General features: G+C 33.0%; 11 protein-coding genes and 1 pseudogene. 8 read left to right on the forward strand and 4 right to left on the reverse strand.

Annotation, left to right across the window (positions count from 1 at the left end; genetic code table 11):
• Positions 1–614: 614 nt before the first annotated feature.
• The 4 genes from F6K27_RS13680 (at position 615) to F6K27_RS13695 (ending at position 4,412) form a co-directional block, all read left to right on the forward strand.
• Positions 615–1,466, forward strand: coding sequence for a TlyA family RNA methyltransferase (locus F6K27_RS13680; protein ID WP_124143681.1), 852 nt, complete (start codon positions 615–617; stop codon positions 1,464–1,466).
• A gap of 175 nt (positions 1,467–1,641) precedes the next feature.
• On the forward strand, positions 1,642–2,538 hold the full coding sequence (locus F6K27_RS13685) for a TauD/TfdA family dioxygenase (protein ID WP_287276646.1): 897 nt from the start codon (positions 1,642–1,644) through the stop codon (positions 2,536–2,538).
• 996 nt (positions 2,539–3,534) lie between these two features.
• Positions 3,535–3,681: a hypothetical protein gene (locus F6K27_RS13690; protein WP_161564367.1), complete on the forward strand. Its 147-nt coding sequence runs from the start codon at positions 3,535–3,537 to the stop codon at positions 3,679–3,681.
• A 44-nt stretch (positions 3,682–3,725) separates the two neighbouring features.
• Positions 3,726–4,412 carry a hypothetical protein gene (locus F6K27_RS13695; protein ID WP_287276648.1) on the forward strand — a complete coding sequence of 229 codons (687 nt, stop codon included), beginning with the start codon at positions 3,726–3,728 and terminating at the stop codon, positions 4,410–4,412.
• Positions 4,413–5,400: 988 nt separating this feature from the next.
• Here F6K27_RS13695 and F6K27_RS13700 read toward each other — a convergent pair.
• Entirely contained in the window at positions 5,401–6,774 is a 1,374-nt protein-coding gene (locus tag F6K27_RS13700; RefSeq protein ID WP_287276650.1) for an NB-ARC domain-containing protein, read from the reverse strand.
• 196 nt (positions 6,775–6,970) lie between these two features.
• On the opposite strand from F6K27_RS13700, the gene F6K27_RS13705 reads away from it, so the two are divergent.
• The 4 genes and pseudogenes from F6K27_RS13705 (at position 6,971) to F6K27_RS13720 (ending at position 10,474) form a co-directional block, all read left to right on the forward strand.
• Positions 6,971–7,519 carry a hypothetical protein gene (locus F6K27_RS13705; protein WP_287276652.1) on the forward strand — a complete coding sequence of 183 codons (549 nt, stop codon included), beginning with the start codon at positions 6,971–6,973 and terminating at the stop codon, positions 7,517–7,519.
• Between the two features lie 6 nt (positions 7,520–7,525).
• A complete protein-coding gene (locus F6K27_RS13710) occupies positions 7,526–8,017 on the forward strand; it encodes a hypothetical protein (protein WP_287276653.1) in 492 nt (163 codons plus the stop codon).
• A 382-nt stretch (positions 8,018–8,399) separates the two neighbouring features.
• Positions 8,400–8,582: a hypothetical protein gene (locus F6K27_RS13715; protein ID WP_287276655.1), complete on the forward strand. Its 183-nt coding sequence runs from the start codon at positions 8,400–8,402 to the stop codon at positions 8,580–8,582.
• Between the two features lie 962 nt (positions 8,583–9,544).
• Positions 9,545–10,474 (forward strand): annotated as a pseudogene (locus tag F6K27_RS13720) (ATP-binding protein).
• 225 nt (positions 10,475–10,699) lie between these two features.
• Here F6K27_RS13720 and F6K27_RS13725 read toward each other — a convergent pair.
• The 3 genes from F6K27_RS13725 to F6K27_RS13735 form a co-directional block, all read right to left on the reverse strand.
• Complete coding sequence (locus F6K27_RS13725; protein WP_287276656.1) at positions 10,700–10,825, reverse strand: hypothetical protein; 126 nt, start codon at positions 10,823–10,825, stop codon at positions 10,700–10,702.
• Positions 10,785–12,185 (reverse strand): GTP-binding protein, encoded by a 1,401-nt coding sequence (locus F6K27_RS13730; protein WP_287276674.1) that lies wholly within the window; start codon positions 12,183–12,185, stop codon positions 10,785–10,787. The genes F6K27_RS13725 and F6K27_RS13730 overlap by 41 nt, the downstream gene beginning before the upstream one ends.
• A gap of 642 nt (positions 12,186–12,827) precedes the next feature.
• Complete coding sequence (locus tag F6K27_RS13735; RefSeq protein ID WP_287276658.1) at positions 12,828–14,294, reverse strand: DUF697 domain-containing protein; 1,467 nt, start codon at positions 14,292–14,294, stop codon at positions 12,828–12,830.
• Between the last annotated feature and the right edge of the window lie 713 nt (positions 14,295–15,007).

Raw genomic sequence — 15,007 nt, forward strand, 5'->3', positions numbered from 1 at the left:
TTCAGCCGTCAGCTATCAGCTATTAATTTTGGGTTTGCGTAAAAGCAACCTTTGAAATTGAAAAAGAATAAAAAGTTACCGCCAGTCCCTGGAAAAAACCTTATAAGTAATTAGGTTTGCTGAAAAAGTCTTTTAGTAGGGGTAGTAGACAGTAGACAGTAGACAGGAGACAGGAAGAACGGAGAATTTAGAGGAGGTAGTCGGAAAAATTGTCCCTCAATTTTTCTGCCATAATAATTCCAAAATACTAGCTTTATGCAGCTCTTGCCACCGAAAAGTTGGTACTTTTTTTAACCCAAAAACGTTCAAGCCTTTATCTGTTAATACTTTGATCTTTAATCAGCAAGCTCTAATTATTCATTACTAATTGCTGATAGCTGTTTGCGCAGCATTCCGTAGGAAATACTTACTTAATAATTATTCATTACCAAGCGTAAAAATGGGATTTGGAAACCAAATCCCTACAGTTTTTTTCAGAACTAAGTAATTAATTATTTTGATTTTTTTTAACATTAACGAAGCGGATTTTTACAACTCAAAAAGCTGATAACTACTTGCGGAACATTCCGAAACGGAAATTCTAAAAGCTGATAGCTAGTTAATCATTAAAATTTGTGGTTAAACAAAGATTAGATATTTTATTGGTCGAACAAAACTTATGTACTTCTCGGCAAAAAGCTCAAGTTTTGATTAGAGCAGGAGAAGTAATGGTAAATCAGCAAATAATTGATAAACCAGGAACTGAAGTAGAGTCTGAGGCGAATATAAAAGTTAAGCAAAAGTCTTTGTATGTTTCTAGGGGAGGTTATAAACTTGCTAAAGCATTAGAATATTTTTCTATCCCTATTTCTGACAGAATATGTCTTGATGGAGGTATTTCAACAGGTGGGTTTACAGACTGTTTGTTACAAGCGGGGGCTAAATTAGTTTACGGTATTGATGTGGGATATGGGCAAGTTGACTGGGGTTTGCGTAATGACCAAAGAGTTGTTTTAAAAGAGAGAACTAACCTACGTTATTTAACTCCTACAGAATTATATGGCGAGGAGTTAGTATTAAATTCTCAAGCACAGGAAAATTCAGAAATATATCCTAATTTAGCAGTAGTTGATGTTTCTTTTATTTCTGTAATTAAAGTTTTACCTGCTTTATGGCAATTACTTATTCCACCTCGTGAAACAATATTGTTGGTAAAACCTCAGTTTGAAGTAGGGAAAAAACGAGTAGGTAAAAAAGGTGTGGTACGTTCCTCTACTGACCAAGCTGAAGCAATTTTTCAAATATGGAATAGCGCTCAGAATTTAGGATGGGGATATTCTGGTTTAACCTGGTCTCCTATACAAGGTCCGGCTGGTAATATAGAATATTTATTATGGTTAAATATTGAGAGTAAACTTTCACTAGACTTGAGAGCGATCGCTCAGATAACGAAATTAGCTCAAGAAGAATTTAATCATAGTTCGTAATTAAAATTTGACTTTTAAAATCGCCACACTTCTTACTATCTAATATTAAAAACAAACAGTTAATTATTGTTTAGTATGGTTCAGAAAAATTCATATATAGAGTCAAATATACTAGGGATAGTATTTAATTTAAATAAGTGCTACAGTGAAAGAAAAAAAGTGATTTGTATGAATTATGAATGCTATTAGGCAAAATATAAGTATTGAAAAATATCAAAATTATCGGCTTGGTAAAGAAATTTTTCCAGGCTGTAATCTTGTGAATTTAAGTCCAAAACAGGCAGAAAAATTAAAGGAAAATCTCTGGGAAAATGGTGTTATTTTCGTCCGTAACCAAAATCTGACAGCATCTCAGTTAACAGCATTTGCCAGACAGACCTTTAGAGATTCAAACCTTGGTCATCGTCGCCCAAAATCCCTAGACCCTGAAATTCCTGCATACTTACAAAGTTCAGGGTCTGCTATTTTAGGGAATCCTAAAGGATTATCTCAGAATGTGCTAGGTAAGATTGCCTGGCAGTGGCATCACGACAAAGACCTTCTTCCAAAAACTGCTGGGTTAGAGATGAATACTCCTTATGTGGTCATGCTATATGGTGTGACTATCCCTTCAGAAGGCATTGATGGACAGCCTCATACTACTGGTTTTCTAGATATGATCAAAGCTTATAATAACTTTGAACCTGAATATCAGCAGCAATTAGAACAGCTTTCAATGTATCATCTTTCTCCCGTATCTCCACAACCAGGGGAGGAGATCCCCAGGAAACTACATCCTTTAGTATCAACTCACCAAATAACTGGACGTAAAGGTTTATATTTGGGTTCAGACACTTCTATTCTACAGGGACTTGAGGATAAACCTGATTTGGCAAAGCGATATTGGGTAGAGTTATTTGAGAAAGCTCTTAATTATACACCTATTTATCATCATGTTTGGCAAGCTGGAGATATTGTATTTTGGGATAACTCCCAAGTTATGCACACTGGAAAAGCTTACGATTCTACTAAATATAAACGCATTGCTTTGCGTATTGGAGTTGTGAATAACCGTGATGACTATAACTGCTAAATTGACAAAAAATTACATCTCTTTCATTTTGATAACTCATTAATTTATCCTCATATATTTGCTCTATTTTTATCTTAAAGAGTTAAAGTATTACCGAATAATTAATAATTAATAATTAAATAATTCTGGTTTAAAGCTGACCCTTTTAAGGGAAAAAAGCGGTCGAGAGATGGCGATCTTCGGAGCGACTCTGTCAAGAGCGGGTCTCCTCGCTATATTCAATCGACTAAGAAAAGAAATAATATTTCCTTATATTCAATTCCGTAAGGGTTTTAACCAGAGGTAATTATCAATTATCCATGATCAATTATCAATTAATAAAAGCAGTTTTGGAGTTTAGTGAATAGGGAATAGAAATTAGTATTAAACGTCAGCATTCAGCCGTCAGCTATCAGCCATCAGCTATTGCTTTTAATTTTAGATAAAAGCTTTACTAATTGAGTCATAATTTATGCTTACGCTCTCTAGCTGGCTGAAACAGTCTATATTAATTAAAACCCCCTTCTTTCCCTTATTTTGCTGAGAGCTGACAGCTAATAGCTGTTTGCGCAGCATTCCGCAGGAAATGCTTACTATTAAACTGTACCTCACCATCCTAAAAAATGCTGTAATATTTTTAGATTATTATATAAATAATATAAGTTATTTTTACTATTAATTTTCTCAATAAACTGCTAAATAGTGGTTGGTTAATATGAGTTTATTCATATATTTAAAAGTCATACAAATTACCAAAAATAATCATCTACATATGCAACAATTCAATGATTAAGTAATTAGTACAGTCAAGTGAAATTCAATACGATTATTAAACACTTACTATATATTATTCATATTTTTACTACTCTCTTCGACCTACGGACGTTACATACAATTTTCCTAAAACCCCTCAAGAAAATATAGAAAAATTTTTGATATTTGGTATAATATTTTAGGGTTTTGGTAGGTGGTAAGCTAAATATCTGGTATACATAAAATTAGAGGGAGGGGAGCAGAATGGTTTGGGAAAATTCACAGGAAAACAAGAGCATTTTCATAGAAATTTTCAAATATATAGGTGATCGGTGGCGATCGCCTAACCTTAAATCTTCAAATATTGAACTTCCACAGTTACTTACTCCTGAAAGTATTCTTCCACAATAATCTGAGGATATAGATAATTTTTTTGCTGTAACTATTAAATTGCCATGTTCATCCGAAAAATTAGTATATTTTTTCTTTTCCTGATTAAATTATCTATTTATATATTTTGTACTTCATTTATTTTTAGTACAATAATTTCTGCCAAAATTATATCTGTCAAATTAGCGGATCGATTTTTATATAGTTTAATTCTCTTTGGCGATTTTTTAAGAGGAATAGAAATAGTTGAACTTTTTAATATTGTTGCTTTTGCTGTTGTGGGAATGGGTTTTGGTTTAGCAAGTATTTTTTTACCTAAGTATTTAGGTCGTTATGTGAGTGCAATTCTATTAATAATTTTAGTGCCAATAATTTTTCTCACGACTCAAATGGTGAGATATGATATTTGGGTAGAACAGGTAGCAAATAACGAAAATTTATCTCTTGATGGAGCGGAATTACTAACTAATTCATTTTTAAATCAAAGGGTAGGTAATGATGGTATTTATGGCTTCTATTTATATACTGCTCAGTTTCCTATCCTACCTGATAAAAAAGTACAGATGAATAATTTAGATAGATTGGAAAAGAGTGTTAATTCAAAGTTTGTGAGTCTGATAGGAGTTCCACCAGGGGTTATTTATTGGGCAATTAGTTTGTGTTTTTGGGCGATTAGAATTTTTTATTTTGTAGTAGCAGTAGTCACGACTGTTGCTCACTTCAGAGAAGGTTTAAGGATCGTAAAATGTTAATCTTGTAGATTAAATTTTGCTCTGGGAATTATAGCAAATCTCAAAAACTTTTCTATGTTTTCTTGAGTGAGGGAGATGGGGAGATGGGGAGATGGGGAGTAGTAAACATAAGAATAGTTAATATCATGTTCAGTTGAATACTTATAAATAAATGTTGTGAGTTTTCAGGAGTCAACCCACCCCTCGCCCCTCCCCCTCCCAGGAGGGGAACTCAGGAGTCAGGAGGGAAAAAAAGGGCAAAAAGAGGAAATATTGGAGAAAAGTAAAGATAATTTCATTATTTCTTTGGTACCGTCGGTACTGTCAGTCCTTAAATTTTATTTATAACTGATTATCCGCAATTCGTAGCTCCCCCGGAGGGGGAACATGATATAACACATTAGGTGGCTAATAATCCCTTTTCACGTTATTGAATCCTACTAATTACTTAATTCATTGAAGTCTTGCATAAGTATCGCATTCTTTTTGAGAAATTGTATTATACAGCAGAGAATTTAGCTAATTATTGAATTTTTAACAACAGCGAGTGCCATTTCAGTTATCAGTTGTCAGTTGCCAGTTATTAGTTATGAGTACATCCTGCAATAGGGAGGCAATAAATACGGAATATTGTTTTTTTATCTATAGCGCTATGTCTTTTGGTTAAGACAAGAAATTTGGGTTGTAAGGGAACAGGGAATAGAGAAATTTTCTAAGGTATTTGCGTAGCGCTATAGAATATACTTTAAATCTTTTTTTCATACTTTTTTTTGCTCTATCTCTTCTCTATTGTTTACTACCTGTTTCTGTCAAGACTCTAATTTAATTGATTGGATATAATACCAATTTGGAAAAATAATTTTACGAATAATAAGATAAATTAAAATACTTTATAGGAAATGTTAATTGGACTAAAAAGATTAATTCCTAGCTAATAAATAGTATCAAAGCCATTCATTCTGACTCCTTACTCCTAATAAATAACCTAGTTATTTGTAGCAAATATTTATCAAATTGATGTAACATACTGCTTCAGCAAAGGTAAAAGAGTAAAATTGTTTTCTTGTTTTTCTATTAGAGAGCGTCGCTGCAAAGATTTAATGATATTCAACAAGTCTGAAGCTGGTATTTGTAAATTATCTAATAAGGTTGAAATAGTTGCTGGTTCGGTTGTGGTTGCTAGGTGAGAGATTACTTGTTTTTCTACTTCTGATAAACGGGAAAGTTGCTGATGTAATAATTCTTTGATGTCTGCGTCTAAAAATAGAGGGTCGTATTGAAATAATTCTGAGATATTTCCACTGAATAAGTCATTAATAGTTGTGGCAATTATATTTAACCAAGTGGGGTTGCCTTGATAAAAGTCAATCAATTTTTGCCATTGTTCGTCTACTTGTAAGTCTTGGTCTTTGAGAATTTTTGTAGCTGCTTGCTCATCTAAACCTTTGAGGTGTAATGAACGAATGGATGTATTTTTACCTTTAATAATTTCTCTGAGTTTTTCTCTACTAATTATTAGGCAACAACTCTGATGGGAGAGTTGGGCAATAAGTTGGAAAAATTGGCTGTAGTTTTCATATTCTGGAGTGTAATGACTTGCTAGTTTGCCACTACTAAATATTGTTTGGATGTCATCTAATATTATGAGGCAGCGGTGCTTTCTCAAATTTTCTAAAAGATGGGAATTTTCTGGGGTTTCGAGAGTGGAATTTTGGTTAAAGATAAATTGAATGAGTTGGGTTTGAATTGTTTTGAGTGGTGGGGAGTCTCGGAGACTTTGCCAAATTATATAGTCGAATTTATTTTGAATATTTTTGATGAGTTGAAGAGCTAATGTTGTTTTGCCAATGCCATTCATTCCGTGAAGCACTACTATTTTTTTTTGTTCTTGGATAATCCATTTTTTGAGGGTTTTTATTTCCTGAGTTCTACCGTAGAATTTTTTATAGTCTGGTGCATCTGAGAGGTCGATTTTTGGTTTAGGTATAGTCTGGTGTTTGTTGATATTTGGTTGAGTCAAATTTTCAGGGTTTATAGTTTCTGAGGAGGAGAAAGTTTCAGGGCAAAAATTTATATTCTTAATTCCTATAAAGTCTTTTTCTATATTTGTGGATGAACCTATAGAAAACTGCCATCTATCAAATGTAGTGCGTAGATTAGATTTATTTACTTGTTCACCGAAAGTCTCTGAAAAAGTTTTCCATAATTCTGAAGCGACATCTCTGACATGACCGTTAGTGCATTGAAATTCTTGAGCTATTTCTGAATATTTTTTACCTTGAAAAGTACCTCTTAATATGACTTGTTGGAGGTCATCTAAATGTTTTCCTGTTTGATTAAAGATGAGATGGTCTGCTAGATTTAAGATTTCTTGGATATCCATAGATGAGGTAAGTAGAGGAATTTTATATATTATAGTCCGACATTACCCTACACCATAAAATTTTTAATCAAATTTAATGACGAAAAGGAGATTTTTCAATCATTAAACTCCTTACTTTTACAGATTATTCCCTACTGAAAAAAAAAATTTGTGATGGAATTGAAGAATAGCAAACATTAAGTTACTAGATTGATTTATGACTGAAGAACCAGACCTAGTTCAATTAATCAGAGATAATTTTCATGAGATTCTGAGATATTTACGGCAAAAATATGATGAGTTACCCCCGGGACTGAAAAAGGTCGTTGAAAGTATACCCGATTTTTTAAGTGATATTGAAACAGATACTGAACTTATTAACAAACGGGAAGTTTATGAAATTATTGCCGAATTTCTCCAAAAAAACTTAAATGAAGAACTACCTTTATGTCTGGATGCTACCCATATTATTTGTGGAGAAAATGACCAAAGGTTATTAAAAGAAAGAACTGGAGATGCGGAAAAAATTGCTGAGGATGCCAAAGAATTAATTTTGACTATTAAAGTGCATTATGAACTATCAAAAAGGTCAAAGGGTCTCAAATATAATCGGAGGACTGAAATTTTTTATCAGAAAAAAAATCAACCAGCAGTAAAAAAAGTAGAAGAGGAATTAGATTGGGATAGAGCACCTAGTGATGTGCGTTCAGGGGTTCTAAATGAAGAGAAAAAAATATCAACTTTTAAACTTTATCCAATTGAGTAGAAAATTATGCCAGAACCATTTCTAATAGGTATAGCAATAGCATTAGGATTAGGGGCACTTGGAGCAACCTTAGTAATAATATTTTGGAAGCAAATTCTAAAATGGGCAGAAGAGAGTCTTTTTCCTTGGATTAAAACTAATATTCCATCAATTGAAAATCAAGTAAGAAAAGCATTTAGTGCTGTAGATAATGTTGTTGTTACTACCCGTAATATTATTCGTAAAGCTTGGAAAAAGTTGCGTGAATATTTGCTAAAGCAAGTAATAAAACTAGAAAGAAAATCATCAGGTGAATGGATAAAGCAAGTCACATCTTGGACAATTAAAATTCTTGAATCTGGTAAAAAAGTTCCGATAAAAACGGAGATAGAAGAAGTAGTAGATTGGGAGGATCTACCTCAAGATGTTCGTGAAGAGTGGTTAAAACAAGAGAAAAGTAAAGCTGAAATTGATGTAACTGAGTATCGTGACCGGGAAATTATGGAAATGTTTGCTTAGTCAAGTAGAATTTTCAGAGGAAAAACTCTGAATATTTGGAGGTGAAAAAAAATCGATAAAAAGTTGCATGAATATTTGCTAAAGCAAGTAATAAAACTAGAAATATCATCATCAGGTGGATGGATAAAGCAAATTACATCTTCGGCAATTAAAATCTTTGAATCTGGTAAAAAAGTTCCGGTAAAAGTTTACCCATAAAAAGAAGTAGATTGAGATGAAATACCTCCAAATGTTCGTGCATAGTTTTTACGCCGTGAGAAAAGTAAGGCTGAAATTTATGTAACTAAATCTGACGATCGATAAATTTATGAAATGGAAATATCTGCTTAGTCAAGTAGAACTTTTCAGAGGAAAAACTATGGCTGTTTATTGGTAAAAAGAAATGGATAATATAAAAATTGCTTTGCTTTCTATTTCTGGAATTATCGTTTTAGGTTCTGGAGCATTTTATTTTTTAAGCAAACAGAATGAAACAGAAACTCGCGCCAATATTGATAGATGGTTTGAGGAAAAATTGGCAATTTCATTAGCAGAAAAGTTAGACGAATCTACGAAGAAGTTTTAGCAACACTTCAAGGTGCATCAAATCCTATAATTGCCGATAAAATTCGTGAAATAATTGATTCTGCTAAGTTAAATTTTATAAGAGAAAAATCTATTGATGATGTAGAGATTCGTCTAAATGTAGATTACATTAATGGTAAATATTTCTCGGTAGCTACTAACTGGAACTGGGATGAATTACCAGGAACAATTAGGTCTGAATTTATCAAAAGTGATAGTAAGACTTTGAGTCGTCCGTGGTATTTTCCTTGGGATAACCAATAAATATTATCTCATTAATCCTATGTATCAATTCTCATAAAAAGTGAGGTATTAATTTCTAGGTTTGAGGTAACAGAAAACGGGGAAGAGAAAAGTTGGCAGAGCATATTTAGTAAAGTAATGAAGATTGCTTCGTCGTTCCTCCTCGCAATGAAATTTTACCTTAATTAAATTCACCTACTGGACTGTTTCAACTAATTTAGTGTGTTATATAGCAATATGATTTTAATTGTGAGATATTGGAGACTTTTGTTTTAGGTATGGAGGGAATAGGGAATAAGTATGGAGGGGAGAAACGAATACATAAGAATAAGATAACTGCTATATTTTATGCTTTAAAGGAACACCTCAATTCTCACATCTGATTCCTAATTACTATAATTGTCGTTGCGTTTCCGCTGTTAAGGACATGTTTGCGGAGCATTCCGATAGGAAAAAGCGAAGCTTTGCGATAGCAAACGATAGTGTTTGCGTAGTATTCCGTAGGAAAGCAATCTCTAGCTAATTTTCTATTGCATCATTTTATTTGAAACTATCTACTACTTATATTTTTAATTAACTGAGGAGAATTAATTTATGCCTACAGGATGGCAAAAAGTAACAAATAGAGAAGAAACAAAAAGTACAAATTCAAACAAACCCCCAGAACAAACTCCCACTAATAACTCCTCTGACAAAACAACTGAAATAAACAGAATGGAAATGTTTATTCCAGAAGAACCCCAGAAAAGTTTAGACGACCTAATAGTCCCCTCAACTGTCAAAAATAGAATTGATACCGCACTAAATAGAATTAAATATCACGATATTTTATATGACCAATGGAACTTAAAAAGTATTGACCCCCGTGGTAAGCGTACCGCAATTAATTTATTTGGATTACCAGGTACAGGTAAAACCTTTTGTGCAGAAGCGATCGCTCACTTTTTAGGCAAGAAAATTATCAAAGTTAACTATGCATAAATTGAGTCTAAATATGTGGGTGAAACGCCAAAAAATATTACGGCAGCTTTTAACAAAGTGAAAGAAACCAACTCAGTTTTATTCTTTGATGAAGCTGACTCTATCTTGGGAAAAAGATTAACTAATGTCACTCAAAGTTCTGACCATGGAGTTAATGTTAGTCGTTCTGTAATGTTACTTCAATTAGACAAATTTGATGGAGTCGTAATTTTTGCCACTAACCTCGCCAAAAATTATGATGGTGCATTTGTGCGCCGAATTTTGGCACATATTGAATTTGAATTACCAGATAAAGAATGTCGCATTAAATTATGGAAATATCTATTGCCAAAAGAAGTGCCAACTACAGAAGATGTTAATCCAGAATGGTTAGCAAATGAATCAGAAGAACTTGCCGGATGTGATATTTTAAATGTTGTAATTGCAGCAGCAAGTCGCGCAGTGATGAGAAAAGGAGAAGCTCAAAAAGTTTCCCCTTTTGACTTAGCTGAAGAAATCAAATTTGTACGAGAAGCAAAGACAAAAATTGGTTCTCCTCACTGTGAAACTAATCAACAAAAAGCCAAAATTAAAGAGACAATAATAGAACCAGATGATTTATCTCCAGAACTTCGCGATCGCTACGATAAAGCTATTTCTGAAATAGATAAATCTGATTCAATAATTTAGAATTTAGAATTACCTCTTCTTATAAAATAAGAGAATTGGATCAAAGGATTTTTTTTCTTTTTTCTCAATTAATGGAGAGGTTTTATACCTGAATTTTTCGGTAAAAGGAGTAGGGGAGTGGAGAAGTTCGGGAAAAGTATAGCAGTCGAAGGAAAGGTTAGGACAAATCAAAAGCTTAAAACTAAAACAACATAAGATTTTTCCTTCTTCCTTATCCCTTCTTGATTAAATAATTCCATAAAATTTATTAACTTCTTGCTTCTTGCTTCTTGCTTCTTGCTTCTTCAATAACTTCTTCCTTCTTGCTTCTTCAATAACTTCTTCCTTCTTGCTTCTTGCTTCTTCCTTCAAATAATTCCTGTTGTAAACGATAAATAATTGTATCTGGTTCAACCTGATTTAAAATATCCTGAATAACTATATCTTGACCCAAAGGTCCCCAAGTACAACCCTTTTCCAAATAAACCTTAGTAGCTCTACCAATAGCATAAATTCCATAAGCTGCAATAGAAGCTTGAGTAATAGCAACTCCTGCATAAGAAGTAACACCAACCTTTCCTAAACCTAATAATAAACTACTTCCCAACTCCCCTAATAACATACCACCCTCGCTAAATATAATTATTTTCCAAAGTTTACCTGCTTCATAGCTAGTCATGGGCAAATTATAGAGACGAGACAAAGAGCGAATTAAAGCTAAATCTATTACAGTAGTTCCCATCACATCAATAATAGCAACAGGATTAATAGCAACAGCTAAAGCTTTATACTTAGCAAAATCCCAGATTAAATCATCAGCTTCATCTTGTTTAATCTTAACAGTTTTATGAGCAATAGTTACCTCAGCTTCTCTTGCTTGTACTAACGCATTTAATGCTAAAAGCGATCGCCCTTCCCGCTCTAAAATAGTAATTATTTTTTGTTTCAAAGGATCTATTTGAGGCGATGGAGTTTCCCACTCATGAGTTACATTACCATCAGGCCATTCAATTTTTACAGGTATAGGAGCTGGTTCTGCTGAGACCATTATTACTTCTGTCGGAGAATAAATATTTTCTAATTCTTCTGATTTATCGGCAACAATATTTTGCAAATTTTTATAAATATCTTCTCGTTCAGCTTCTGTATATAAATCAATTTTATTAAACACTAAAATTAGCGGTTTTTTAGCCTTCCTTAATTCACACAAAGCATCATATTCAGTGCGGGTAAGATCACCAGAAACAACAAATAGAATTAAATCTGCTTTGCGAGTAACTTCCTTAGCCATTTCTCCACGAACTTGACCTGCTACTTCATCTAATCCAGGAGTATCTATTAAATCTATTTTTGCTGTCTCTTGTTGATGAGAATTAATAAAAATATTAGGTGTCCATCTAATCGCACGAGGCCATTGAGTCACACCATTTAGAGCACCTGTTTCTAATATTTTTTCACTTAATAAAGCATTTAAAACTGCTGATTTTCCACGACTTACAAGACCAAAAACTGCTATTTGGATTACTCCTTGGTCTAGCTTATCGATGTTGGATTTTAATAAATCTAATTGAGTTTTTAAGGAGGATAAAAATTCAGAAGTTATTGTTTTTTGTGCCGTATTTTGCAAAGCAGAATATCTATTTAGAGCTTTTCGTAAACTTGCCCTAGCACGTTTCCAGTGTTGTTGACCTTGTTTCTGGTAATTTTCTGGGGATTGATAATATTCTGTCACTATTTCTGAGTAAATATCTGAGTTAGTCAAGGCTATATTTAATAGGGAAGAAGGAAGAAGGAATAAGTAAGAAAGGAATCAGGTTTTTGAGTAACTTATATAGCAGAAGGAAGAGGGAAGAAGGCAGGAAGGAATCAGGTTTTTGAGTAATTTTTATTTTTATTATATAGCAGAAGGAAGAAGGAAGAAGCAAAAGGCAAGAAATAAGAAGGCTTTAGTTCTCTAGGAGAGAAGGAAAAATCTAGCTTTGTCTAAGTTTTGAGCTTTTGATATGTCAAATACATTAATGGCGACTGCTATGTATAGCAATTCCATTTGAGTTGTGAAAAAAATATTTTGGAATTATCTAAAAGGGAACGAGGGCAGAGAGTTTCATTTTTTTGACAAAGCATTTAGAATTACTATACTTAACTTTTTTTATGCTTTTTTAATTTACAAGAGATAATTTTACAGTCAAGAAAACTACTAAATTTATGAAAGCTAGATTATCTTTTTCTTTTGGGTTTAATACCCCGGTTTAATACCCCACCGTCTACATGGTGTTTTCAATTGGTTGTGGTTTGACTCTCCATCCATTTTTTCCTTATCCATTTTTTCCTTTTTCTTCCTTTCTTCTTCCTTCTTCCTTCTTCCTTCTTCTTTTTATTCTGCCTGAGTTTGCAGAAGTTCCACTTTTTTCTGCTGTGGCAAAATATGATTTATTACTTGAGGAACAAAAGATTTTAAGAAATTATTTTGTTGAGTTTGGCTAAATACACTTTGTAGAATTTTGCTTAATTTCTCTATATTCAGAGAATTACTATTTGTCTGAGTTTGAAAATATTCTACTAAACTAATACCTGCGACTCTTGTTAGATAAGCAGCACTTACAGCTTGAACTGCACCACCTGCTACAAAAGTTACAGTATTACTTTTCAGGATAGTAGTTAATGTTTTTGTCGAAAGTTCTACTAAGCCTAATTTTAGCATTAGCTCTGCGATAGTTCCCGCTACTTGTTTGCCTTGTTCGAGGGAAAATTTTTGCTCATATATGGCACTTAAATCTACTATTAATTGAGCATTTATAGCTGCTGTTGCTAATAAATCTAAAGCTGGAACTGGATTAGCAAATGCTGTTGCTGCAGCTATCCATTGATACTGTTCAATTATCGGAATAGCACGTTCTCGTCTGACTTTATTTAAGATACTTTTAGCTTCAAGTGTAATTATTTGTGCTTTTCTTTTAGTAGTTGCCCAGACTAATTTTTCTGTTTCTTTTTCTAATGTTTGATTCAGTTTTTCGATCAATCCAGATATTTCTGGTAATGGTTGTTCTGTAGATTCTTCTATAGTGCCATCTTGCTGATGTTTTCGTACTTTAACGGAGTTAGGTTTGGCAGAAATTCCTACTAAATTTTCTTCTGAGTTAATGGTAGATAAAGTCTCTTTTAGTTTCTGTAATATCTGGGGTTTTTGGTCTGGCAAATATTGGTCTTGTTTATTCCAAACTAGGATAAAACTTTGACCGAGAGATGTTAATTTTGATAATGCTTGATATTCTGAATCTGTTAAGTCACCTGTAGTAACAAATAATATTAGGTCGTAAGGTGAAAGAGGATTAACTTGAGTATCTTCATCTGTTGTTATCCATTCTTCCTGCCATGTTAAATCGCTAATTTCTAACTTTTGAGAATTAGTAGATAGCCATTGAGAATTCAATATTTCAGCTAAAGAAGTTTTACCTACTCCTCGATAACCACTCACTACTATACTTAATTCTTTTCTTTCTAGTTCGTTAGTTAATGTGGTTGCTTGTTGACGTAGTTGGCTAATTTCTTCAGATTTGTTAGTGCTGTTTATTTCCTGGGAAACCTTATCTAGAGTAATAACTGATAAGGCGATCGCTTCCTCTGCTATTTCTTTTGTTGGTGGTGCAATTATAGTAGCTTTATGGAGTGTTTTAGACCGTGGTTTTTTTAACAACAAAACTCCTAGACCTGCTGCCATAATTCCTAACATAGTAACTCCGCCAAATTCTGCCACGGAATGTTGGACACTATCTAATAACCATAATAGTAGAGATAATCCGATGCCTCCTACTAATATTGGTCTTTGTAATTTTATAGCCATTTTTATTATCCTCAGAAACTTCTTTAGTTATTCATTTTATCATGTTCAGCTTATTACTATATTAACTCTTCTTCTAAGTTATTTTTATAATCAATCTATGATTAAGTTATTTAGCTGTATTGTAATTTTCCTAGATTGATTGAGCCTTAAATTCATATATAATAAATGCGGGAAATGTGAGATGAAGTTGGATGGAAATAACTACTATTTTTTCAATGTGTGTGCAATGTTTGTATCACAATACCTAGAAACTAGGCCCACCTTAATCTTGAACAGCAGTTCTATATCAGGAAAGGCAGAGGGCAGGAGGCAGAAGGTAGAAGGGAATTCTGACTCCTGACTCCTAAGAAATACCCTAACTATTTGTAGGAAACATTTACCAAACTTGGTCTAATAGTGAATGGGATATATATCAAGTATTTTTAGGGTTGTTATTATACCAATTTCCAAAATAATGCAAGAAATTATTCAAGACTTCAGTTATTAAGAAATAAGTCAGGAATAGTAATGTTTTTAAGGATTAGTTTGTCAAGAGCGAAGACATCTTATACCAGTTTTATATGAGGTTGCATAGAATTTGAAATCCATTCAATCGATCTATATCTATCTACACTTACCTGCGGTAAATTATGCTTGAAATATTATTCTATGTAGCTGAATTTCAATTTTGTATTATTCCTAATAACCCTACTCTCAATAAGATGTAGCAAGAA

It is taken from the genome of Okeania sp. SIO2F5, assembly GCF_010692685.1.
GTDB classification, from domain to species: Bacteria; Cyanobacteriota; Cyanobacteriia; order Cyanobacteriales; family Microcoleaceae; genus Okeania; species Okeania hirsuta.

What these genes read in the sequence shown, in the direction of transcription:
- F6K27_RS13685 (WP_287276646.1), top strand. Translation starts at nt 1,642, where the DNA reads ATGAATGCTATTAGGCAAAATATAAGTATTGAAAAATATCAAAATTAT.
- F6K27_RS13690 (WP_161564367.1), top strand. Translation starts at nt 3,535, where the DNA reads ATGGTTTGGGAAAATTCACAGGAAAACAAGAGCATTTTCATAGAAATT.
- F6K27_RS13695 (WP_287276648.1), top strand. Translation starts at nt 3,726, where the DNA reads ATGTTCATCCGAAAAATTAGTATATTTTTTCTTTTCCTGATTAAATTA.
- F6K27_RS13700 (WP_287276650.1), bottom strand. Translation starts at nt 6,774, where the DNA reads ATGGATATCCAAGAAATCTTAAATCTAGCAGACCATCTCATCTTTAAT.
- F6K27_RS13705 (WP_287276652.1), top strand. Translation starts at nt 6,971, where the DNA reads ATGACTGAAGAACCAGACCTAGTTCAATTAATCAGAGATAATTTTCAT.
- F6K27_RS13710 (WP_287276653.1), top strand. Translation starts at nt 7,526, where the DNA reads ATGCCAGAACCATTTCTAATAGGTATAGCAATAGCATTAGGATTAGGG.
- F6K27_RS13715 (WP_287276655.1), top strand. Translation starts at nt 8,400, where the DNA reads ATGGATAATATAAAAATTGCTTTGCTTTCTATTTCTGGAATTATCGTT.
- F6K27_RS13735 (WP_287276658.1), bottom strand. Translation starts at nt 14,294, where the DNA reads ATGGCTATAAAATTACAAAGACCAATATTAGTAGGAGGCATCGGATTA.